Annotated in this window: 19 protein-coding genes and 1 pseudogene; 8 read left to right on the top strand and 12 right to left on the bottom strand. The window is 72.7% G+C overall.

Annotated elements, in window-relative coordinates; all coding sequences use genetic code 11:
• Position 1: 1 nt before the first annotated feature.
• The 7 genes and pseudogenes from PV963_RS30450 to PV963_RS30425 form a co-directional block, all read right to left on the bottom strand.
• A complete protein-coding gene (locus PV963_RS30450; RefSeq protein WP_274819263.1) occupies positions 2 to 751 on the bottom strand; it encodes a spherulation-specific family 4 protein in 750 nt (249 codons plus the stop codon).
• Positions 739 to 1,698 (bottom strand): NAD-dependent epimerase/dehydratase family protein, encoded by a 960-nt coding sequence (locus PV963_RS30445; protein WP_086560583.1) that lies wholly within the window; start codon positions 1,696 to 1,698, stop codon positions 739 to 741. Before PV963_RS30445 ends, PV963_RS30450 begins: the two co-directional genes overlap by 13 nt.
• Positions 1,699 to 1,816: 118 nt before the next feature.
• Positions 1,817 to 3,046 carry a hypothetical protein gene (locus PV963_RS30440; protein ID WP_274819260.1) on the bottom strand — a complete coding sequence of 410 codons (1,230 nt, stop codon included), beginning with the start codon at positions 3,044 to 3,046 and terminating at the stop codon, positions 1,817 to 1,819.
• Entirely contained in the window at positions 3,043 to 4,764 is a 1,722-nt protein-coding gene (locus PV963_RS30435) for a DUF3492 domain-containing protein (RefSeq protein WP_274819258.1), read from the bottom strand. Before PV963_RS30435 ends, PV963_RS30440 begins: the two co-directional genes overlap by 4 nt.
• A 189-nt stretch (positions 4,765 to 4,953) precedes the next feature.
• A pseudogene (locus PV963_RS44075) lies at positions 4,954 to 5,136 on the bottom strand (ABC transporter ATP-binding protein); the annotation flags it as partial.
• A 9-nt stretch (positions 5,137 to 5,145) separates the two neighbouring features.
• The gene (locus PV963_RS30430; RefSeq protein WP_274819256.1) at positions 5,146 to 6,846 is read right to left on the bottom strand and encodes a DUF3152 domain-containing protein; all 1,701 of its coding nucleotides are present in this window, start codon (positions 6,844 to 6,846) and stop codon (positions 5,146 to 5,148) included.
• Positions 6,847 to 6,854: 8 nt separating this feature from the next.
• Positions 6,855 to 7,901: an alpha/beta fold hydrolase gene (locus tag PV963_RS30425; protein WP_274819254.1), complete on the bottom strand. Its 1,047-nt coding sequence runs from the start codon at positions 7,899 to 7,901 to the stop codon at positions 6,855 to 6,857.
• A gap of 314 nt (positions 7,902 to 8,215) precedes the next feature.
• On the opposite strand from PV963_RS30425, the gene PV963_RS30420 reads away from it, so the two are divergent.
• The 4 genes from PV963_RS30420 to PV963_RS30405 all read left to right on the top strand — a co-directional run bounded on the left by PV963_RS30420 (position 8,216) and on the right by PV963_RS30405 (position 10,129).
• A complete protein-coding gene (locus tag PV963_RS30420) occupies positions 8,216 to 8,440 on the top strand; it encodes a hypothetical protein (protein WP_274819253.1) in 225 nt (74 codons plus the stop codon).
• Positions 8,441 to 8,647: 207 nt separating this feature from the next.
• Positions 8,648 to 9,295 (top strand): TetR/AcrR family transcriptional regulator, encoded by a 648-nt coding sequence (locus PV963_RS30415; protein WP_274819251.1) that lies wholly within the window; start codon positions 8,648 to 8,650, stop codon positions 9,293 to 9,295.
• A gap of 135 nt (positions 9,296 to 9,430) precedes the next feature.
• Positions 9,431 to 9,658 (top strand): DUF3107 domain-containing protein, encoded by a 228-nt coding sequence (locus PV963_RS30410; RefSeq protein ID WP_031114311.1) that lies wholly within the window; start codon positions 9,431 to 9,433, stop codon positions 9,656 to 9,658.
• A 201-nt stretch (positions 9,659 to 9,859) separates the two neighbouring features.
• Positions 9,860 to 10,129: a hypothetical protein gene (locus PV963_RS30405; protein ID WP_274819248.1), complete on the top strand. Its 270-nt coding sequence runs from the start codon at positions 9,860 to 9,862 to the stop codon at positions 10,127 to 10,129.
• Positions 10,130 to 10,231: 102 nt separating this feature from the next.
• Here PV963_RS30405 and PV963_RS30400 read toward each other — a convergent pair whose 3' ends face one another.
• The gene (locus tag PV963_RS30400; RefSeq protein WP_274819246.1) at positions 10,232 to 10,987 is read right to left on the bottom strand and encodes a ferritin-like fold-containing protein; all 756 of its coding nucleotides are present in this window, start codon (positions 10,985 to 10,987) and stop codon (positions 10,232 to 10,234) included.
• Positions 10,988 to 11,462: 475 nt separating this feature from the next.
• Here PV963_RS30400 and PV963_RS30395 point away from each other — a divergent pair, with 475 nt between their 5' ends.
• Together PV963_RS30395 and PV963_RS30390 are read left to right on the top strand one after the other, a co-directional pair.
• Entirely contained in the window at positions 11,463 to 14,006 is a 2,544-nt protein-coding gene (locus PV963_RS30395) for a DEAD/DEAH box helicase (RefSeq protein ID WP_274822163.1), read from the top strand.
• A gap of 142 nt (positions 14,007 to 14,148) precedes the next feature.
• Positions 14,149 to 15,021 carry an alpha/beta fold hydrolase gene (locus tag PV963_RS30390; RefSeq protein ID WP_274819245.1) on the top strand — a complete coding sequence of 291 codons (873 nt, stop codon included), beginning with the start codon at positions 14,149 to 14,151 and terminating at the stop codon, positions 15,019 to 15,021.
• A gap of 17 nt (positions 15,022 to 15,038) precedes the next feature.
• On the opposite strand, the gene PV963_RS30385 is transcribed toward PV963_RS30390, so the two are convergent.
• Positions 15,039 to 15,932 carry an NYN domain-containing protein gene (locus tag PV963_RS30385; RefSeq protein WP_274819243.1) on the bottom strand — a complete coding sequence of 298 codons (894 nt, stop codon included), beginning with the start codon at positions 15,930 to 15,932 and terminating at the stop codon, positions 15,039 to 15,041.
• 228 nt (positions 15,933 to 16,160) lie between these two features.
• Between PV963_RS30385 and PV963_RS30380 the strand changes: the two genes are divergently transcribed.
• Positions 16,161 to 16,313: a hypothetical protein gene (locus PV963_RS30380; RefSeq protein ID WP_010047718.1), complete on the top strand. Its 153-nt coding sequence runs from the start codon at positions 16,161 to 16,163 to the stop codon at positions 16,311 to 16,313.
• 63 nt (positions 16,314 to 16,376) lie between these two features.
• Positions 16,377 to 18,539, top strand: coding sequence for a serine protease (locus tag PV963_RS30375; protein WP_342456408.1), 2,163 nt, complete (start codon positions 16,377 to 16,379; stop codon positions 18,537 to 18,539).
• 12 nt (positions 18,540 to 18,551) lie between these two features.
• Here PV963_RS30375 and PV963_RS30370 read toward each other — a convergent pair whose 3' ends face one another.
• The 3 genes from PV963_RS30370 to PV963_RS30360 all read right to left on the bottom strand — a co-directional run bounded on the left by PV963_RS30370 (position 18,552) and on the right by PV963_RS30360 (position 21,002).
• The gene (locus PV963_RS30370) at positions 18,552 to 19,157 is read right to left on the bottom strand and encodes a MarC family protein (RefSeq protein ID WP_274822161.1); all 606 of its coding nucleotides are present in this window, start codon (positions 19,155 to 19,157) and stop codon (positions 18,552 to 18,554) included.
• A 140-nt stretch (positions 19,158 to 19,297) separates the two neighbouring features.
• Positions 19,298 to 20,155, bottom strand: coding sequence for a PHP domain-containing protein (locus tag PV963_RS30365; RefSeq protein ID WP_274819241.1), 858 nt, complete (start codon positions 20,153 to 20,155; stop codon positions 19,298 to 19,300).
• Between the two features lie 205 nt (positions 20,156 to 20,360).
• Positions 20,361 to 21,002: a DUF6758 family protein gene (locus tag PV963_RS30360; protein WP_274819240.1), complete on the bottom strand. Its 642-nt coding sequence runs from the start codon at positions 21,000 to 21,002 to the stop codon at positions 20,361 to 20,363.
• Positions 21,003 to 21,158: the final 156 nt, after the last annotated feature.

The raw sequence follows: 21,158 nt of genomic DNA, 5'->3' as shown, positions 1-21,158 counted from the left end.
TTCATTCCGAGACACCTGTTCCGACCAGCGAGACGATGTCGTCCCAGTAGCCGGGCATGGCCTCCCAGGGGTCGGTGCGGCCGCCGTGGTCCGTGTGGTCGGTGAACCAGACCGTCGCGACGCCCTGCCAGCGGGCGATGCGCAGCGCCTCCCCCAGGTGCGGGCGGGGCACTCCGTGGACGAAGTGGCAGAAGCGCTCGGGCGGATGGTCGGCGGTCCACTCGGCCACCTGCGACCAGCGGTAGTCGCTCCAGGGGCCGGAGAAGGTGACCAGCTGGTCGGCGAGCTCGGCGTAGCCGGGGTGCGGGTGGATGCCGTGGCCGAGGACGATGTGGGCATCGTCACGGATCACGCGGAGCGTGGCGACCGTACGGCGCACCTCGGGCAGCCCGACGTGGTCCGCCGGGCAGCGGTCCAGCAGGAAGCCGTCGACCTGGTACCAGTCGACGAACCGGTGGGCATCCGAGATCAGCTCGCCGAAGTTCCGGGTGCCGTAGCGGGTGTCGAGGTGGCCGAGGACGCGGATGCCCGCGTTGCGCAGGCGGCCGGCCGCCTCCAGGCAGTGCGGGTCGGGGCAGGCGCCGGGGCCGTCGGCCACGTTGAGGACCACCCAGTGCAGTGGGGTGCCGGGGCGGGTGAGTTCGCCCCATTCGGTGGGGGCGAGGAGGGGGTGCGCGTAGCCGGGGACGCCGACGCCGGGGCGCAGTTCCGTGCCGGAGGTGCGTGGTCGGGTGCTGGTCAGATGCGGCATGCCGCCTCCATCCAGATGTCGGCGAGGGACTCCTCCAGGCCGATCCTGGGGCGCCAGCCGAGCCGGTCGCGGGCGGTGCGCACATCGGCCTGCTGCCAGCTGCCGCAGCCGTCCGGGTACGGGTACGCGACCGGGGGCGCGTGGTCCGGGTCGGGGCGGGGATGGCCGATGGCCGGGCGCAGGGCGCCGGGCGGGCCGTCGAGTTCGTGGAGGGCGCCACCGTATCCGGCCACGCGGGCGAGCACCGCGGCGGCGTCGCGCAGCCGCACGGCACGGCCGGAGCCGATGTTGATGACGCCCTGCGCGGCGGACAGCGAGGCGGCGTGGACGGCGCGGGCGACGTCCCGGACGTCGACGAAGTCGCGCTGGGCGCCGAGGCCGCCGAGTTTCAGCTCGCCGTCGCCGGACTGCATGGCGCGGCGCATGGCCTCGGCGAGCCGGCCCAGCGGGGAGCCGGCGGGGGTGCCGGGTCCGGCCGGTGAGAAGACGCGCAGGACGACGGCGTCCAGGCCGGAGCCGAGGACCAGTTCGGTCGCGGCGAGTTTGCTGACGCCGTACGGGCCGCCGGGCCGGGGGACTGCGTCCTCCGCCGTGGAGGAGCCGGGCTGGCTCGGGCCGTACTCGGCGCTGCACCCGATCTGCACCAGTCGGGCACCGCAGCCGCTGCGGCGCAGGGCCTCGCAGACGGTGGCCACGGCGACGGTGTTGTGGCGGGTGAGCTCGCGGGCACCGCCCCTGGTGGCACCGGCGCAGTTGACGACGACGCCCGGGTGGACCGCGTCGAGGAAGCGGGTGAGGGCGCCGGGGCTGCCGGACGCGAGGTCGAAGCGGACGTCGGCGTCGTCGCCGCGGCCGAGGGCGGTGAGCTGCACGGCCGGGTCGGCGAGCAGGCGGTCGGCGACGAAGCGCCCGATGTAGCCGTTGGCTCCGATCAGCAGGACTCTCATCGCGCGGCTCCCGGGGCGGCCGGGGCTGCTGGGCGGGTGGTCATGCGGGTTCTCCTTGAGGCGGGAAGGGAGGGATGTGACGGGTGCTGCCGGCGGCGACGGCCGGTGGCAGCGGCGGTCACCGGGAGGGCTCCGGCGGTGCGTGGGCCGAGGCCCTGGTCAGCTTGCGGGTCGCGTGGATCAGGAGGGCCAGGGCCGCCGCACCGCAGGCGAGGGTGGGGACGCTGCCGGCGCCCCAGGTGGTGACGAGGGTTTCGACGGGGGCGGCCAGGAAGCCGCAGCCGGGGAGGCGGGAGATGAAGACCGCTGCGAGGGCGGCTGCCTGGATCGTGGCCGTGGCGGTGATGACCACGGCCGGGGCGTAGGCGAAACCGTGGGTGGTGAGGAGGCGGGCCAGGAAGAGGAGGGCGCCCAGGGTGAGGGCCTGCGCGTAGCCCGCGGGCTCGCCGAGGACCGCGGCGCAGAGGGTGAGCAGGGCCGCCAGGGCACCCAGGAACAGGGCGAACGCGCCGAGCAGGAGGGGGCGTACGGCGGCGGCGAAGTCCTCCAGGCCGCGGCTGGCCGCGAGTTTGCGGCGGGCGCGCACGGTGAAGAGGTGGGCGGTCCAGGCGGCGGGCGCGCAGGCCAGGGCCAGGGCCAGGACGGGGGTGGCGGTGAGGGGCCAGGGGCCGTCGGCCGTGCCGGTGGGCAGGCCGTCGGGACCTCCGGCGACGGCGCTGTCGAGCAGGCCGTCGCCCAGGACGGCGTAGGCGACGAGCCATGCGGTCCAGGTCGTGGCCCTGCCGGGGGCTGTGCGGTCGGGTCTGCTCAGGGGGCCTCGGCGCAGGGCCGCGCGGAGGGCCAGGGCCAGGGCGAGGGTGCCGGCTGCCGCCGCTAACAGGCGCGACCGGCCGTGGGTGAGGTGCACGGCGGCCACGGCGGCGGCGCACAGCGTGCCCGGCAGGAGCGTCAGCAGGGCCCAGTCGACGCGTGCCCGTGGCGTGGCGGGCGCGGCGGGCGGGGGTGCGTCCCCGTCCCGGGAGACCCGCGCGTACATCTCCTCCGCGAGGGAGAAGACGTCCCGGTGGCGGAAGCGGGCGGCGGTCCGGTCGGTGATGCCGTGCGCCTCCAGGCCCACCGCGATCTCGAGGGGGTCCACCGCGCGGTCACAGAGCTCCCGGTGACGGTGCATCAGCGCCTTCACGGGGTCGGCGGCACCGCGCCGCGGGGCGGACGGCTTGCGGTCGGCGGCCGCCTCCGGGGCGGGCGCGGGCGTGGCGGCGGGGCTCGGCGCCCGCTCCGAGCGGGCGTCCCACTCCCCCGGGCCGGCCGGGGTCTCCGGGCGGTCCAGTTCACCCAAGCCGGTCATCGCGCACCCTCCGGGGCGGGGAGGGCAGTGGTCGCGCGTACGGGTCTGCTCGTCGCCCAGCCGGGGCCGCCGCGGGCGACGAGGCTGGGTGACGGGGCGGCCCAGCTGATCGGGACGTGATCCTCGGCGGGAATCGCGAAGGGCAGCGGCGCCCCCGCTTCGTCGAGGACCACGCGGCGGACCGGCGTGCGCGAGACGATCTCCAGGTAGATGCCGTGAAATGCCTCGATGTTCTGCTCGACCGTGAACAGTTCGAGGGCACGGGCGCGGGCGGCGGCACCCAGGCGCGCACGGCGCTCGGGGTCGCGCAGCAGCGCCACGCACGCCTCGGCGAGCGCCCGCGGGTTGCGCGGCGGCACGACGAGCCCGGTGCCGCCGATGACCTCCACGACCGCGCCGACGTCCGTCGACACCGTCACGCGTCCGCAGAGCATGGCCTCGACGAGGCTGATCGGGAAGCCCTCGACGACGCTGGAGAGGACGGTCACGGCGCCCGAGGCGTAGGCGTCGGCGAGGTCCGGGAGTTCGGGACCGCCGATCTCCTCGAAGGACACCGGGTTGTCGCCGTCGGCGTGCGGGCCCTCGGCCTCGTCGGGGAAGAGCTGGGCGGCCAGGGTCCGGCAGTGGCCGAGGTAGGCCGTGCCCTCGGCACCGGCGGGGGCGCCGACGATGCGCAGGCGGGTCTTCGGCTGCCGCTTGCGGATCTCCGCGAAGGCGTGCAGCAGTGAGACCAGGTCCTTGGCGGGCTCGACGCGTCCGACCCAGACGAGCGTGTCCGGGTCGGCGCACTCGGGGGCCTCGCCGACCTCGGCGAAGGGCCGGGCGTCCATGCCGGGGTAGACCGTGCGGAGTTTCTCGCGGTCGGCGCCACAGCGCTCCTGCCAGCGGCGGGCGTGCGTGTTGCCGGCCGTGACGACCTCGGCCCGTGCGTAGGCCTCGGCCGCGAGCCTGCCGTGGAAGGCCGCCAGCAGGGACCGTACGGCGGGCGGGGCGTCCGGGGCGGTCAGGTAGTGGGTGCGCAGGCGCACGCCGTACTCGGTGACCAGCAGGGGAACGCCGGTGAAGTGGCGGGCGAGCAGGCCCGGCAGGGCGGCCGGGCCGCCGGAGGCGGCGTGGCAGAGGTCGACCGCGCCCAGTCCGTTGTCCTCGTACCAGTCGAGGGAGAGAGGGCGCAGGGCGCGTTCCAGGTGTGTGGCAACGGCGAGCAGATCCGGTACGCGCGCCTCACGCGCCGCGCGATGGGCGCCGGGCGCACGACAGGCGCGCTCCAGGGTGCGTACGGCGGTCTCGGAACGGAGTGCCCCTACCAGCCCGCCCGTCTCGCGGGCGAGTTCGGCGAGCCCGTACAGAGCGTTGCCGAAACGGTCCGCCTCAGGGGTCGACGTACCCTCGGAAGGCCCCTTGGCGGCGGTCGGCGCACCCCCGGACGACCCGCTCAGCACGGCTGCCAGTTCGCCGAAGCACTCGGTGAACCGCCGGCGCGCGCGGCGGCCCATGACCACTTCGTCGTCCTCGGCCATCCACAACGGTGCGGTACGCACCCTGCGGACGTTCGGCGGCAGCGGGATCCAGCCCTCGTCCTCCTGGTGTTGGCTGCGACTGAGCGCGTAGACGTCGAACTCGTGCTGTCCGAGCCCGCGCACCAGCCGGTCGCACCAGAGCCTGGCGTCACCGCTCACGTACGGATAGCCACCCTCCGTAAGCAGTCCGATGCGCACGAGTGCACCCCCGATCTCCCGTATCAGGAGCCGCCGTTGCCCGGCGGCTCGCAGCGGGACGAACGTATGCGGACAAGGCGGTGGCGCGACGGACGGTTGTCCGTCGCGCCACCAAAAGGGGTGAACGGTCGTAACTTTCCCGTACGGATCGCGTTCCGTCGCGCTAGGAGATGAACCGGACGCGGATCGTCATACCGCGGCCGACTCCCGTCGCTCCGCCCGGCGTCTTGCGGCGGACTCCGGGTCCAGCGCCGGTACGGCGGCCGGCAGCTGCCTGGTGTACGGGTCGAGCGCCCGCGCGACACCGACGCGTTGGCGCTGCCCGCCGCTGAACTCGTGGCCATGTCGACGCGTTACGCGGGCCGACACCTGTGGTGCCTGTCAACTTCCGGGATACGGCCAGGGGTTGGCCCGGCAGCGGATGCCGTCGTGCTCGAGGAACTTGGTCTGCTGCTGCATGACCGGGGCCAGGCCGCCGTCCTTGTCGCAGGTGACGTGGCCGTACCCGAGGCGGTGGCCGACCTCGTGGTTGATCAGCATCTGCCGGTAGGCATGGATCTTGTCGCCGTATGTCTGCGAGCCCTGCGCCCACCGGTAGGCGTTGATCATCACGCGCTCGGTGGCGGCCGAGTCGCAGGAGACGTTGTCCACGGTGGTGTCCAGACCGGACTTGGCGCACCAGTCGGCGGTCGTGCCGGGGCTGGCGAGCGTGATCACGAAGCGGGGCGTGCCGGAGTAGATCCGCTCGAAGGTGCGCGCGCCGTTGTGGGCCCAGCTGCGCTGGTCGTTGAGCGTCTTGTGCACGGCCTCAGCGAACAGCTCGGCGTCGAGCCCGAGCCCCTGCTCCACGTCCACGCGATAGGTGAACTTCTGCCCCGCACCGGGCGCCTCGGCGATGCCGGGAACGGCGTCGAACTTCCCCGAGCCCTTGAACGTGGCGCCGAGCGGGTACGTCCTGCCCATCTTCTCGTCGTACGTCACCGCCTTCGCGCTGGGAGCCGGTGCCGGCGCCCGCCCGTCCCCGTGGGCCGAGGGGTCCCGGATGTCGCGGGCCTGGTCGGTGGCGGACTGTGACTGCACGTCGGCGCCGCCGGGGTCGTCGGTGACCTGACCGGCGACGACCACGGCCAGCACGGTCGTGACGGCGGCGGCCGCGATGCCGGTGAACGTACGGCCCTTGGCGCCCTTGACCGGCGCGGGCGTACCGGTGGGCGCCGCGCCGTCGTCATCGTCGTCGTCGGAGCGGATGCCTGCCGGGGCGCCGGCGTTCCAGTCCGTGACGGAGGCGTAGGCGTCCGCCGCGTGTGCGGAGGCGGGCGTACGGGGTGCGAAGACGTCGTCCTCCTCGTCGAAGGCGTCGAGAAACTCCTGCCGCGGCCCGGGCACGGACGCCCGCCGCTGCCCCGGTATGGGAGCACCGCCGCCCCTCAACTCGCCCCAGCCACCCCCGGCTTCGCGCTGCTCGGGATGCCCTCCACGCGCTTGTGGAAAGCCGTGCGCGGGAGTGCCGTCGGGCAACCGCGGCACCCCGCGCGCGGGGGTACCGTCCGGAAGCCGCGGAACGCCCCGCGCCGGGTTCCCGTCGGGAAACCGCGGAACGCCCCGCGCCGGCGTCCCGTCAGGAAACCGCGGAACGCCCCGCGCCGGCGTCCCCTCAGGAAACCGCGGAACGCCGTGCGCGGGAGTCCCATCAGGCAGCCGCGGAGTACCGCGCGCCGGCGTGCCGTCGGGAAAGCGGGGCAGCCCCCGCGCCGGGGTGCCGTCAGGCAGGCGCGGAACGCCGTGCACAGGCGTGCCGTCCGGCAGCCAGCCGTCCGGAAGACGCGGCATCCCGTGCGCGGGCGTCCCGTCCACCGGCGCGGGCCGAGGCCCCGGCGTCCGGCGAGGGCCGGCACCGGGCGGCGGCCAGCCGCCCTGCGGCGCGTCGCGGAGTGGGCCCGTCCGGCCTCCCCGGCTCGTGTCCGGCGCCTGTCCCTGCCCTTGCCCCGGTCCCTGTCCCGACCCGGCCCGGCCGTCCCGCACTGCGGTGGTGTCCGCGGTGTCGCTCTTGGCGACCGGCCCACGGCGGCTGTGGCGTCCCACGTCGCGCCTCAGCCCCCCATGCTCTCGTCGGTGTCTGCTCCGGTGCCTGCTGCGTCGACGGCCTCGTCCACGCGAGCCTTCCTCGCTCGCCGTTCACCCATCTCACCGGCGTCTTCGAGGAGTTCACGAAACGCCATGGCCACCGTCTCCGGGTACTCCATCATGGCCACGTGCCCAGCGTCCGGCAACGTCACCAGCCGCGAGTCGCGGAACGCCCGGGCCGCCCTCTGGGCCATCCGGAAGCCGACGAGTTGGTCACGGCCACCGTAGACGAGGAGGGTCGGCGCGAGAACCCGTTCGGCCTGGCGCCACAGTCCCTGCTGGCCGCCCAGCGTGTACGCGTTGACGATCCCGCGCGCGGACCGCGTCATCGCGTCCCAGAAGTACGGCAGCCGCAGCCGCCGCTCCATCTCCTCCACGGCGTTGCTGAATCCTTCCGGCGTCACCCGCCCCGGATCCCCGTAACACAGCGCCATCACGCCACGGACGCGCTGCTCCGCCGTCCACTCCCGGGTCAGCCGGGTGAAGAGCGGCGCGACACCGGGCACCGCCAGCAGCGCTGTGGGCACGGCGGTGCGCTGCACTCTGATTTCGGGCAAAGCAGGCGACACGAGCGTGAGCGTACGGACCAGATCGGGCCGTACCGCGGCGACACGGGTGGTGATGGCGCCACCGAGGGAGTTCCCGAACAGGTGCACGGGGCCACGACCGGCGGCGTCGAGGTACCGGATGATCGCGCGCGCGTGCCCCGTCACGGAGTAGTTGCCGTCGTCCGGCGGCGGGGAGTCGCCGAAGCCCGGTAGATCGAGGGCCTCGCTCTCGACGACGTCGTCCAGCAGCGCCATCAGCGCCGACCAGTTCTGCGAGGAGCCTCCGAGCCCGTGCACGTACAGCGCGGGAGCCACCCCCTTGCGCACAGGGCGCCTCGACCGCACCGTCAGCGTGACCCCGGGCAGCTCGACCGACCTGAGCCGCTCGCCCTCGGCGACCCGGACGGTCCCCACCTTCGGCAGCACATTGGCGGGCGGCACGAACGGCAGCTCGGTCGAAGACATGCGGCAATGTTACGAGACGATCACGCAGTGGCTCGTGTGTTCGCCGTCACAGGAATCGGCCATGTGGGGCGGGCACATGAGGCAGACACGGGGAAGGCGTGGAGAAAGAAAAGCCACTCGAGCAGGGCGAGGCACCCGGGAAAGGCAGGACATGAAGGCAGGGCACATGAGAAGCAGTCGACGGGACGCGCACTGCGTCACGCCCCGGACGCGGATCGCATAGCGTCCGGATCGGGTGTCTCCTAGGCTCGTAGGGAGGGCACCCGCGTGTAGCCCCTGCATCCCCAGGGACGTTCGTAGGAAGGGAGCCCAGCATGGCCGTAGACCCCACAGACCCGGAGACGTTCGAGGCCGAGGAGGCGCAGGAGACACCGGAGTACGACGTCGAGGCCCCCGAGGTCGACGCGGCGGAGCAGCACACGGACGTCGCACCGAACCGCGACGACCCGCTCACCCGCGTCGACCCCGACCGCGCCAACGAGGCCGACCTGGTGGAGCAGGCCCGGATCGTCTCTCTCGACGAGGACGACTACCGGTGACGCACGCCGCCGGGTGGCGACAAGGAGCATCGCCGAGCAGGAAAGGAGCCGCATTTTGCCCGCTCTGACCCTGTTTGAAACCTTCTCAGCCGCTTTCGTAACCGTCCGGTCCGTGAAATTCTGCGCTCTCACCGCGCACACCACGGTTACCGAAAAGTACGATGGCGACGCGGCCAGATCCGCACATGGACGACTTTGGGAGGCGGCGTGACAGCCATCGAGCAGACAGAGGCGGTTCGCCCGCGGGGCACACGCCTGCCACGCCGTGCCCGACGGAACCAGCTCCTGGGTGCCGCCCAGGAGGTCTTCGTGGCCCAGGGCTACCACGCGGCCGCGATGGACGACATCGCCGAGCGCGCCGGCGTCAGCAAGCCGGTGCTCTACCAGCACTTCCCGGGCAAGCTCGACCTCTATCTGGCGCTGCTGGACCAGCACTGCGAGTCGCTCATCCAGGCCGTACGCAACGCGCTGGCGTCGACGACGGACAACAAGCAGCGCGTCCGGGCGACGATGGACGCCTACTTCGCCTACGTCGAGGACGACGGCGGCGCATTCCGCCTGGTCTTCGAGTCGGACCTGACGAACGAGCCGGCCGTCCGCGAGCGCGTCGACAAGGTCACCAACGAGTGCGCGGAGGCGATCCGCGACGTCATCGCCGAGGACACGGGCCTGTCGCGCGCGGAGTCGATGCTGCTCGCCTCGGGCCTGGGCGGCCTCGCCCAGGTGGTGGCCCGGTCCTGGCTGAACAGCGACCGCAGCGTGCCGCGCGACCAGGCCGTACAGCTGCTCGCCTCGCTGGCGTGGCGCGGCATCGCGGGCTTCCCGCTGCACGGATCCGACCAGCAGCACCACTGACGGCCGCTTTGTTCCCGCCCGCTGTTCGCTCGTGGCGTTCTCGGGCGGAGCATGCCGGTCCCCTCACCGGGCTAATGTGTGCTGCGTACGGCGCGGAAGGTCGCGCACATCACTGACCGTCGGAGGGACATAGCCGTGGAGGTCAAGATCGGCGTGCAGCACGCGCCCCGCGAGATCGTTCTGGAGAGCGGTCAGAGTGCCGAGGAGGTCGAGCGGGCGGTGTCCGAGGCGCTGGCCGGAAAGTCGCCGCTGCTGACCCTCGTGGACGAGCACGGCCGCAAGGTCCTGGTCCCGGCCGACCGTCTCGCGTACGTCGAGATCGGCGAGCCGGCCCCGCGCAAGGTGGGCTTCGGCGCTCTGTAGGCACATGTGTGGAACGGGGCGGGGCGGCTGTCAGCCGCCCCGCCCCGTCCGCGTTTCCTCTTCCGTGCGGCACCCCGTGCGGCGCACGGGTTCCTCCACGGATGGAGCACGGTTCGCCCACAGAAGGGGATTGGATTCCGCAGGTCAGGGGTATGACGGGCTACGACCGATTCGGGCAGGCCATGTGGGAGGGACCCCGACATGCTCCTGGAAGCGCTGAGCTCCGCGATCCTCGGCCTGGCTCTGGCATGGGCGGCCGCGCATCGCCTGGCACACCGCCTCCCGGCCCGGCCCCTGGTGCTGTCGACCGGCGTCGCCGGCGCCCTCTTCGGGGCGTTCGTCATGCACAGCGCGCTGGACGCCGGGCACTGGCTGCTGGTGCTGCTCGGCGCCGTGATCGTCTCGGTGGCCTCGCTGTCGCTGCTGCTGCGCCCGGCGGGGCGCCTGCGCCGACGATCAGCGACGGCGTAGCCGAAGCCGACCGGGACGCGGTGACCTGCGCACCGTCGGCAACTGACCGCAGCCCGCGACACAGCCGGCCCCCTCGGCGCCCGCCGTCACCGCGCAAGAGCGCTAGGCGGCCAAGCCCAGCGCAGCCATCCGCTTCGTGTGCGCCTCGGTGATCCGGGAGAACATCTTGCCGACCTCGGCGAGGTCGAAGCCGTCCGCGACACCGCCGACCAGCATGGTCGACAGCGCGTCCCGGTCGGCGACCACCCGCTGGGACTGGGACAGGGCCTCGCCCATCAGCCGCCGCGCCCACAGCGCGAGCCGCCCGCCCACACGCGGGTCCGCGTCGATCGCGGCACGCACCTTCTCCACGGCGAAGCCGCCGTGCCCGGTGTCGTCGAGCACGGCCAGCACCAGACTGCGGGAGTCGGAGTCCAGCCGGGCGGCGACCTCCCGGTAGAAGTCGCTGGCGATGGAGTCGCCGACGTAGGCCTTGACGAGGCCCTCCAGCCAGTCCGAGGGGGCCGTCTGCTTGTGGAACCCGTCGTAGGCCGCGACGAACGGCTCCATCGCCCGCGTCGGCTCCTCCCCGATCTCGGCGAGCCGGTCGCGCAGCCTCTCGAAGTGGTGGAACTCGGCCGACGCCATCTTCGCCAGCTCCGCCTTGTCCTCCAGCGTCGGCGCCAGCTTGGCGTCCTCCGCGAGCCGCTCGAACGCCGCCAGCTCGCCGTACGCGAGCGCACCGAGCAGGTCCACTACCGCGGCGCGGTACTGCGGGTCGGCGGAGGCCGTCGCCCAGTCCCGGGCGGCGACCGAGGTGTGTTCGGCCGGGGTGGCGGTGGTGTCCGAGGCGTTCTCAGGCTTGTCAGAGCTCGTCATGAAGCGCACAATAGCCCGCCCGCCGGGAGGCGTAAGGCCCTGGTCAATCAGTGTGACGACGGCTACGTGACCAAATCGGCCATCGCGTGTGCGGGATTCCGGGGTATGGTGGTAATGCGCCTGCTGGTACGTCGACGTACCTCGACAGGCCGCACGTATGAGGATGCCCGGTCGGTGGCCCGATCGGCTCCGACCCGACAGCCCTCCCGTTCGTACGGCACTTGCGTACGGATGCCGGAGGGACACCCTCAGCGGCATGAGCGCTAGAGCGTCGGCGCGGTCCCGTGCTCTACGGCCCGCCCGTAGGCAGCCGACGTCCCCGGCACGGTCCGACAAGACCCCCGCGCTCGCCTCGCGCCGCCCACACAGAAGAGGCAGCACCCTGACTACGACGTTCCGAGAGCTCGGAATCCTCCCCGAGACCGCCGAGGCCCTGGAGGCCGTCGGCATCATCACCGCCTTCCCCATCCAGGAGATGACGCTCCCCGTGGCCCTTTCGGGCTCGGACGTCATCGGCCAGGCCAAGACCGGCACCGGCAAGACGCTGGGCTTCGGCCTCCCGCTCCTCGAGCGCGTCACCGTCCCCGCCGACGTCGAGGCCGGACGCGCCAAGCCCGAAGACCTCACCGACGCCCCGCAGGCGCTCGTCGTCGTCCCCACGCGCGAGCTGTGCACGCAGGTCACCAACGACCTGCTGACCGCGGGCAAGGTGCGCAACGTCCGCGTCCTCGCCATCTACGGCGGCCGGGCCTACGAGCCCCAGGTCGAGGCCCTGAAGAAGGGCGTCGACGTGGTCGTCGGCACCCCGGGCCGGCTGCTCGACCTCGCCGGGCAGAAGAAGCTGAACCTGAAGCACGTCAGGTGCCTGGTCCTCGACGAGGCCGACGAGATGCTCGACCTGGGCTTCCTGCCCGACGTCGAGAAGATCATCAACATGCTGCCGGTCCGGCGCCAGACGATGCTGTTCTCGGCGACGATGCCCGGCGCGGTCATCGGACTGGCCCGCCGCTACATGTCGCAGCCCACGCACATCAGCGCCACGGCGCCGGACGACGCGGGCAAGACGGTCGCGAACACCAAGCAGTACATCTACCGCGCGCACAACATGGACAAGCCGGAGATGGTCGCGCGCATACTGCAGGCCGACGGCCGGGGACTGGTCATGGTCTTCTGCCGTACGAAGCGCACCGCGGCGGACCTCGCCGACCAGCTCCAGCAGCGCGGTTTCGCGTCCGGCGCGGTCCACGGCGACCTCGGCCAGGGCGCCCGCGAGCAGGCCCTGCGGGCCTTCCGCAACGGCAAGGTGGACGTCCTCGTCTGCACCGACGTCGCCGCCCGCGGCATCGACGTCGAGGGCGTGACGCACGTCATCAACTACCAGTCGCCGGAAGACGAGAAGACGTACCTGCACCGCATCGGCCGTACCGGCCGCGCGGGCGCCAAGGGCATCGCGATCACGCTCGTCGACTGGGACGACATCCCGCGCTGGCAGCTCATCAACAAGGCGCTGGACCTGGGCTTCAACGACCCGCCGGAGACGTACTCCACCTCCCCGCACCTCTACGCCGACCTCGGCATCCCCGAGGGCACGAAGGGCGTCCTGCCGCGCTCGGAGCGCAAGCGCGCCGGGCTGGCCGCGGAGGAGCTGGAGGACTTGGGCGAGACGGGCGGCCGGGGGCCGCGCGGGCGCGGCGGCCGCGGTCGTGGCGGCCGGGACGAGTCCCCGTCGGCCGACCGCGAGCGTTCGGAACGTACGCCGCGACGCCGCCGCCGCATGCGAGGCGGGACGCCGCTGGACGGAGCGCCGGAGTCCACCGGCACCGCCACCGCTGACACCACGGCCACGGGCGGCTCCGCCGAGGCGGAGGCCGTCACGGCTCCGCGCACCCCGCGTCGCCGTCGCCGCACCCGCGGCGGTGCCTCTGCCGAGTCGGCGCCGGTCGCGGCGGTCGAGTCCCCCGCGTCCGAGCCGGCGGAGAACGCCGTAGCGACGGCGGAGGGCACGAGCACGGAGGCGGCGAAGCCGCGCCGGCGCCGTACGCGCAGGTCGGAGACGCCGGTGGAGACGCCGGCGGCTGCCGCTGTGTCCCCGGCGGAGGCGGAGGCGGATGCCGTATCGGAGGTCGTGGCCGCGCCGGTGACCGAACAGCCCGAGGCTCCCGCGGCCAAGCCGCGCCGCCGCACCCGCAAGGCCACGGCGGCGTCCGCGGCCGAGTCGGCGGTCGACACGGCCGAGGGGACCACCGAGTCCGCTCCGGAGCCGACGGAGACCCGGCCGCGGCGCACGCGCAAGGCCGCAGCCGCAGCGGAGGACGCCGTCGACACGGCCGAGACCGCCGAAGCGAAGCCCAGGCGCACGCGCAAGGCAACGGCAGCGACGGAGGACGCCGCCGGCGAGGCGCAGGTCACCGAGCCCAAGCCCCGCCGCACGCGGAAGACCACCGCAGCAGCCGAGACCGCCGCCGACACGGCCGAAGGCACGGAAGAAGGCACGGAAGCCAAGCCGCGCCGCCGCACCCGCAAGGCCGTCGAAACCGCCGAGCCCGCCGAGTCCGTCGCCGCCGGGATCCCGGCCCAGACGGCCCAGGAGCCGGAGGCCGCCGAGGCCAAGCCGCGGCGTGCCCGCAAGGCGACGGCCAAGGCCGAGGCGAGCGTCGACACGGCCGAGGCGACCGAGGCGAAGCCGCGCCGTACGCGCAAGACGGCTGCCGCGGCTGCGGATGCCGAGACCGCCGAGGCCAAGCCCCGCCGCACGCGGAAGGCCGCAGCAGCAGCCGAAGCCGCCGACACGGCCGAAGGCACGGAGGCCAAGCCGCTCCGCCGCACCCGCAAGGTCACCGAGCCCGCCGATATCCCGGCACAGGCCGGGCAGGAGCCGGAGGCCGCCAAGCCGCGTCGCGCGCGCAAGACGGCAACTGCCGCTGCCTCAGCCGAGGTCGCGGACGACGCGACGGAGACGAAGCCGAAGGCCCGCCGCACCCGCAAGGCCACGGCCGGCGCGGAGCCCACGGAGGGCTGACACTCCCCCGATGGCCCGGCCCCACACCCGCGTGTGGGGCCGGGCCATCGGCGTTCGCCCGAGCGCGGCCCGCCCCGCACCTGCGCCGGCCGCCACGCCACCGTCGCGCCCCACGACCACACCCACCCGCTACCCTCACCCCGTGACCAGGCAAGCCACCTTCACCCCGCCCCCGGGCGCCCGCGCCTACCTTCTGCGCACAGCCCGCGGTGAGTTCGCTGTCGTCGACTCGTCGCCGAAGGCCGGGGCGGAGGTCAAGGGAGTCGTCCTGTTGCTGCCCGGGTTCACCGGGAGCAAGGAGGACTTCAGGCTGCTCCACGAGCCGCTCGCAGAGCGTGGGTACCGGGTCGTCGCCGTGGACGGGCGGGGACAACACGAGTCGGACGGCCCCGTGGACGACGAATCCGCCTACGCCCAGCGGGAACTGGCACGGGACGTGCTCGCGCAGGCCGAGGCGCTCGGCGTGCCCGTGCACCTCGTCGGGCACTCGCTCGGCGGGCAGATCGCGCGTGCGGCCGTGCTGCTCGACCACTCCCCCTTCCGCTCCCTCACCCTGATGTCGTCCGGCCCGGCGCAGATCTCCGTCTCCCAGCAGCAGCGTGTGAAGCTGCTGCGGGACGCGCTCGCCGTGCTGTCGATGGAGGAGGTGTGGGAGGCCATCCAGGCCATGGGACCGCCGGAGGAGGTCGGCGGGCCCGCTCGCGGCCCCGGCGACCCGGAGCAGTTGCGCCGCCGCTGGCTGGGCCACAGCCCCGCCCAACTTCTCGCGACCGGCCGCCAGTTGTGCACCGAGCCGGACCGCGTCGCCGAACTCGCCGCCGTACCTCTGCCGTTCCACGTCCTGTCGGGCGCGCACGACGACACATGGCCGGTGACGATCCTCGACGACATGGCCGTACGGCTGAACGCGCACCGCACGGTCGTCGCGGGAGCCGAGCACTCCCCGGGCGCCGATCAGCCCCTGCCGACCGCCCACGCCCTCGCCGACTTCTGGGACGGAACCCGCACGCCCTGATACGGGACCGGCAGGCCCTAGTACTGCGTCCGGAGGTGCTCCCAGAAGCCGTCCCGCAGTGCGCGCCGCAGGTCCGCCTGTCCGCGCAGCGAGTACTGCAACAGGCCCTCCGCCTCCACGAGCAGGTCCTGGTCCACCGAGCCGGGCAGGTAGGGGTGGCCGGGCAGGAGCTCGACCAGTGTGTCCCGGCCGCGGGCCGCCAGCCACTTCGCCGCGATCTGCGCGCCGACGAACCGCACGTCCTCGCGGGTGGGCCGGTCCGTGGTCGTTTCGTAGGCGGGGCCGGTGCGGCGGGAGACGTAGGGCTTGAAGAAGTCGAGGTCCAGGGTGCGCTGGCTGTCGACCTCCCACAGGAGGGGCTCGGCCTGGTTGCGGCCCTCCGGCGCCTCGATGCCCCAGAGGTGGACGCGGGCGCCGTACCCCTGGGCCGCCTCCACCGCCGACACCAGGTCCTCGTCGCCGCCGAGCAGGGCCGCGTCGCTGATGGCGCGGTGCCGGGCGAGGGACTCCAGGTCGGTGCGGATGAGTGAGTCGACGCCCTTCTGCTGGTTGTTGGAGTTCAGGTTGCCCAGCCGCACCTTGACATCCGGCAGTTCCGCGATGCTCTGCTGCTCCGCCGTGTGGATGCGGCGGCGGGCGCCGTCGTACCAGTAGACCCGCAGCAGCCTGCTGTCCGCGAAGATCGTGCGGGCCTTGTCGATGAGCGCGTCGATCAGGCCCTCGGCGTCCAGGTCGAAGGCCCGGCGGTCCTCCGTGCCGGCGACGAGTCGGCCCGCGGCCGCGTACAGATACCCGGCATCGACGAAGATCGCATGGGTCGAGGGAGTCTTCGCCACCTCGGCGAGCATGCGCTGGAGCAGCTCGTTGGTGCGGTCGATGCGGGCGCTCAGGGCCGCGAGGTCGTCGTTCATCACCTCCATTGTCCCGGCGGTCACGCTGTGAACACAACTGGTCCCGGTCGGTCCCGTAACGACAGTCTTACGGCTCGGTAATTAGGCGTTCGAAAAATTTCCTTAGCGTAGGGAATGTTTCAACGGGGCAGTCCTGTTGACTCATATGGAACACCGGGCACCGCTGCCTCGTGGGCCGACCACCCAGTAGTTCTCCTCAGGAGGATGACCAGACGAAGGGAGAAGCCCTTGCGCTTCGAAATCATGCACCTCGACGACGTCGACGGCACGCCCGTGGACACGACCGTCGTGGACGCCGCCTCCGTCAACCGCATCGTTCAGCAGGCCGCCGCCACCGGGCAGCGCCTCTGGATCCGCCCGGCCGGGACCACGGCCTCGTAACGCGCGCCGCTCTCCCACACTTCGCAGCCCCCGCACGGCATCGGCCGTGCGGGGGCTGCGCTGTTGCGGACCTCCCTGGTGGAGGGCGTACTGGCTGAGGGGGACGGCGAGAGCGAGAACAAGGCGGTGGAGCACATGTCCGTGACGGGCCGGTCGAACGAGGAACTGCACGAGCAGGCCGTGGCCGAGGCCGCGCAGCGCTACGAGGACTCCGCCGCGGAGCGTGAGCGCGTCGAGGGCCGGATGGCGGCCGGTGTGCGGTTCCCGGACAACCCGGACGCCCTCGCCGTACGTGCCGAGCGGATCCTCGACCGGGGCGGCCTGTCGCCCTCGGCGGTGGTGGCGGACATCCACGGCGAGGCCCTGGACCTGCCCCACACCAACGAACGCATCATCGACCTGTCGAACGAACTCCAGGCCTGGAGCTTCCTGCCGCGCGGGGTCAGGGCCGGAGCCACGGTCGCCCGGATCACCCTGCGCCGCGACGGCCGTGAGCTTCCGCACGGCACCGGCTTCCTGGTCTCGCCGCGGCTGATGATGACCAACCACCACGTGCTGCCCGACGAGGGCTTCGCCCGCCGGTGCTTCGCGGAGTTCAACGCCCAGGTCACGGTCGACAACGTCCCCGACACCGCCATCCGCATGGAGCTCGACCCGGGGACCTTCTTCGCCGCGGACAGGCGGCTGGACTTCGCCCTGGTGGCGGTCACGCCCGCCCAGGACGGCCGTCAGCCGGGCGACATCTTCGGCTGGAACCGGCTCAGCGTGCAGCTCGGCAAGCTGGTGCTCGGCGAGAGGGTGAACATCATCGGTCACCCGGACGGGCGCCTCAAGGAGATCGCTCTGCGCGACAACGCGCTGCTGGTACGGCTCGACGACTTCGTCCACTACCGGACCGACACCCGCCCCGGAAACTCGGGCTCCCCCGTCTTCAACGACCAGTGGGAGGTCGTGGCCCTGCACCACAGCGGCGTGCCGAAGAAGGACGGCCAGGGCCGCGTCCTGCGCAAGGACGGACAGCCCTGGCGCCAGGGCGACGGCGACGACGCGATCGACTGGGTCGCCAACGAGGGCGTCCGCATCAGCTCGATCCTGAAGCATCTGGCCCGGCTGGACCTCGACCCCGGGCGCCGCGCGCTGCTGGCCGAGATGGGCCCGGACTCCGGCCTGGACCAGAGCACGGCCGCCCCCGCACATCAGCCGGAGCGAACCACAACGGCGGTACCCGGCATCACCGCACCGTCGGGCACCGACGTGCCGATGACGGTGGCCATGACCGAGAGCGAGACCCGGGCTCAGGGCCCCAAGAAGGGACGCCCAGCCCGCGGCACCGTCTTCGGCGGCCGTCAGCACCTGGTCTTCCTGCACGGCAGGGACCAGCAGTGCAAGGAGCCCGAAGAACTCCGCCGGAAGTGGACGTCCGGACTGAACCGCGGACTCACGCTCGCGGCACTGCCCACGGTCGACCCGGATGACGTGTGGTTCCCGTTCTACGGCACGAGACTGGCCGACCTCGTGAGCGGGCGGGAGAGCACCGCCCAGGCCGTCGGACTCGACGAGGTGAGCGCCGCCGCTGCCGCCGAGGTCTTCGCCGCCGAATCGCCGACCGGCTCCTACGAGCAGCTGCTCTACGAGGCGGCCGCCCGGGCCGGCATGCCCCGGAACGGGCCGGCGACCACGGAGGGCTTCGGCACGGGGCTGGTCGGCGCCCTGCACCGGCCGCTGAGCTGGCTCGCCGCCCGGTCCGACCTGGACGAGTGGACCATCGCCACGTTCCTGCGGGACGTCGACCTGTACCTCGGCGACGGTGCCGTGCGGCAGGCCGTGCTGGACAGCGTCCTGGAGACGATGCCCGCCACCGGCGAACTGGTGCTGGTCACGCACAGCCTGGGCACGGTCGTGGGAGTGGACCTGCTGACCCGGCTCCCGGACGGCCTCGACCCCGTTCTGCTGGTCACCGCGGGCAGTCCGCTCGGGCTGGACGGCGTCAACGAGCGGCTCCTCGCCCGCGGCCCGCACCGGCCGCCCAAGGTGCGCGACTGGGTCAACGTCTGGTCCCCCACCGACGCGGTCGCAGTCGGCTGCCCCCTGGAGGACGAGCGGTGGGGCAAGCTCACCCAGCTGGCCGTCCCGAACGGCCGGGACCGCGCCCATGACATCGACGAGTACCTCGCCCACGCGGGTCCGGCCAGGGAGATCGGCACCGTACTCACCCGCCCTGCCTGACGCGGTGGCGCCTCAGCTGCCCTGGATCACCTGCGTGACCCCGTTGATGATCTGCTGCACGGCGATCGCGGACAGCATCATGCCCGCGAGCCGCGTCACCAGGACCACACCGCCGTCCTTGATGATCCGGATGATCACCAGCGAGTAGCGCATCACCAGCCACAGCACGACGTGGATCGCGAGGATCGCCGTCCACACGGAGACCTGCGCGGCGGCACTGTGGGCCTTCTGCACGGCGAGGATGACCGACACGATCGCCCCCGGCCCGGCCAGCAGCGGCATGCCCAGCGGCACGAGAGCGACGTTGACGTCCTTGGTCTGCTTCGGCTCGTCGGTCTTGCCTGTGAGCAGATCGAGCGCGATCAGCAGAAGCAGCAGCCCGCCCGCGATCATCAGCGCGGGCACGGAGACATGCAGGTAGTTCAGGATCTGATGCCCGAGCAGCCCGAACACGGTGATCACGCCACCGGCGACACAGACGGCCTGGAAGGCCATCCGCTTCTGCACCTTGGCGGGCCGTCCGGCGGTGAGCGCGAGGAAGATCGGGGTGATCCCGGGGGGATCCATGATGACGAAGAGGGTCAGGAACAGGGAGCCGAAAACGGCGAGGTCGAACATGAGCGTGATGGCCTTGCGGGAGTTCTGAGGGTGGGCAGCGGGCGTCCGCAACCGCTGTGGGCAGCAGGTATCCGCAACGGGGAGGGTGGGCACAGCCGACAGCGCCGGGTGCCTGACAACGGACCTACGGGAGAGAAACCTCAGACTCCGCCGGCCCCGGGCACGGGAAACGCCCCGAAGGCCCGCCGCGTGATCTCCCCGTACACCTCGGGATCCGTCGTGTACTCGCCGAGCACACACGTCTTCCGGCTGCCGTGATAGTCGCTGGACCCGGTCACGAGGAGCCCCAGTTCCTTCGCCAGCCCCCGCAGCCGCGCACGCGTGTCCGGGTCGTGGTCCATGTGGTCGACCTCGATGCCGTCCAGCCCGGCCGCGGCCATCTCGGCGATCGCGGCCTCCGGCACCGTACGCCCCCGCTTGCTCGCCCCGGGGTGGGCGAACACCGCGACCCCGCCCGCGCCCTTGATCAGCCGGATCGCCTCGAAGGGGTCGGTCTCGTGCTTCTCCACGAAGGCCCGGCCGCCGTCGGCCAGCCAGTCCTGGGAGAAGGCGTCGCTGACGGTCGGCACCACGCCCAGCTCGACGAGCGCGGTCGCCACGTGCGGACGCCCGACGGACCCGTCACCGGCGATCCGCGCCACCTGCTCCCAGGTCACGGGCACGCCCAGTTCACGAAGCTTGGCGATCATGCCCTGCGCCCGGGGCACCCGGTCGTCCCGGACCAGCTCGCGCTCGGCGAGCAGCGTCGGCTCCGCGGCGTCGAAGAGGTAGGCCAGCATGTGCATGCTGATGCCGTCGAGCCGGCAGGAGAGTTCGGCTCCGGTGACGAGCGTGAGCCCCTCGGGCAGCGCGGCGATCGCCTCGGCGTGGCCACGGGTGGTGTCGTGATCGGTCAGCGCGACGACGTCCAGCCCGGCCGCGGCGGCCTTCCGCACCAGCTCGGCGGGCGCGTCGGTACCGTCGGAAGCGGTGGAGTGGGTGTGCAGATCGATGCGCACGACGCGGACTCCAGACACGGACGGGACGAGCAGGGCTGCTCAAGGATAACCGTATTTTCACCGACCCCTGTCACACCCGAACCCATGAAGCGCCCCCTACAGCCAACACCCTGAAGTGGCGCGGGGAAGCGCGACAAGCCACAGACCCCCCGCAGCCGCCCGCGCGCCCCGAAGCCCCGCGCACCCGAATCCCCATCCCTGGGCGCTACGGCTGAAGCAATCGCGGCGACAGGGCCCCGCACGGCACCAACTCCACCTCCGCCCCGGCATCCCGCAGATCCGCCAGCACCAGCTCGTCGTACATCAGCAACCCGGACTGCTCGGGCCACACCACCGCCCACAGCCACAACCCGAGCGCCTCCCCCGCGAACACCACCCGATCATCCGGCGCCCCGGACACATGCCACAGGGGCGTAGGACGCCCCGCGGCCAGCACCTTCGCCTGCGCCGGCTTCCCGACGTCCAGGTACGGCCCCGGATCCGGGCCTTCCATGCCCGCGTACCGCGCACCGAGTCCGACGCCGAGCTCCTCCGCCACCAGGATCAGCTCGCCCATCCCGCCGAGCGGCCCGGGCCCCGTGCAGGCCACAGCCGTGGCGCGGCCGCCCGTGCGGTCGTCCCCCGCGCAGGCCACGCCCGTGAACAGCCAGCCGACCGGCAGCGGCCAGGGCATCCACACCGGCACGTGCGTGCGGTGCACCACGACGTTGAGGGCGTCGACGCTGGGCGGTATCACGGGCTGCACCGGGTGGACGGTGCCGTGCACATCGCACTGCCACGAGTCGGAGAAGAGGCCGGGAGCCCTGACCCGGCCACCGCACTTCGGGCAACTGGGTTCGCCCCTCATAGGGCCCCACGGTCCTACCCCCGCCCCGTCGCGTCAAGGACGATCACCCAACCGGACGGAACCCTTCACCCCCACATCGAGTGCCCCTTGCATTATTTAGTCTAGCTAACTTAGTGTGTGTATATACCAACTACTTCCGTCCGGGAAAGGGAGCAC

It is taken from the genome of Streptomyces coeruleorubidus, from assembly GCF_028885415.1.
GTDB lineage: Bacteria > Actinomycetota > Actinomycetes > Streptomycetales > Streptomycetaceae > Streptomyces > Streptomyces coeruleorubidus_A.
Note: the sequence above shows the minus strand (reverse complement) of the source record. Positions and strands in the feature narration are given on the sequence as shown.

Bases quoted from the DNA above. Each gene is read 5' to 3' on its own strand.
- PV963_RS30400 (WP_274819246.1), bottom strand. From the start codon at position 10,987: ATGACGAGCTCTGACAAGCCTGAGAACGCCTCGGACACCACCGCCACC.
- PV963_RS30420 (WP_274819253.1), top strand. From the start codon at position 8,216: ATGGCCGTAGACCCCACAGACCCGGAGACGTTCGAGGCCGAGGAGGCG.
- PV963_RS30385 (WP_274819243.1), bottom strand. From the start codon at position 15,932: ATGAACGACGACCTCGCGGCCCTGAGCGCCCGCATCGACCGCACCAAC.
- PV963_RS30370 (WP_274822161.1), bottom strand. From the start codon at position 19,157: ATGTTCGACCTCGCCGTTTTCGGCTCCCTGTTCCTGACCCTCTTCGTC.
- PV963_RS30360 (WP_274819240.1), bottom strand. From the start codon at position 21,002: ATGAGGGGCGAACCCAGTTGCCCGAAGTGCGGTGGCCGGGTCAGGGCT.
- PV963_RS30440 (WP_274819260.1), bottom strand. From the start codon at position 3,046: ATGACCGGCTTGGGTGAACTGGACCGCCCGGAGACCCCGGCCGGCCCG.
- PV963_RS30450 (WP_274819263.1), bottom strand. From the start codon at position 751: ATGCCGCATCTGACCAGCACCCGACCACGCACCTCCGGCACGGAACTG.
- PV963_RS30425 (WP_274819254.1), bottom strand. From the start codon at position 7,901: ATGTCTTCGACCGAGCTGCCGTTCGTGCCGCCCGCCAATGTGCTGCCG.
- PV963_RS30445 (WP_086560583.1), bottom strand. From the start codon at position 1,698: ATGAGAGTCCTGCTGATCGGAGCCAACGGCTACATCGGGCGCTTCGTC.
- PV963_RS30395 (WP_274822163.1), top strand. From the start codon at position 11,463: ATGACGCTCCCCGTGGCCCTTTCGGGCTCGGACGTCATCGGCCAGGCC.
- PV963_RS30405 (WP_274819248.1), top strand. From the start codon at position 9,860: ATGCTCCTGGAAGCGCTGAGCTCCGCGATCCTCGGCCTGGCTCTGGCA.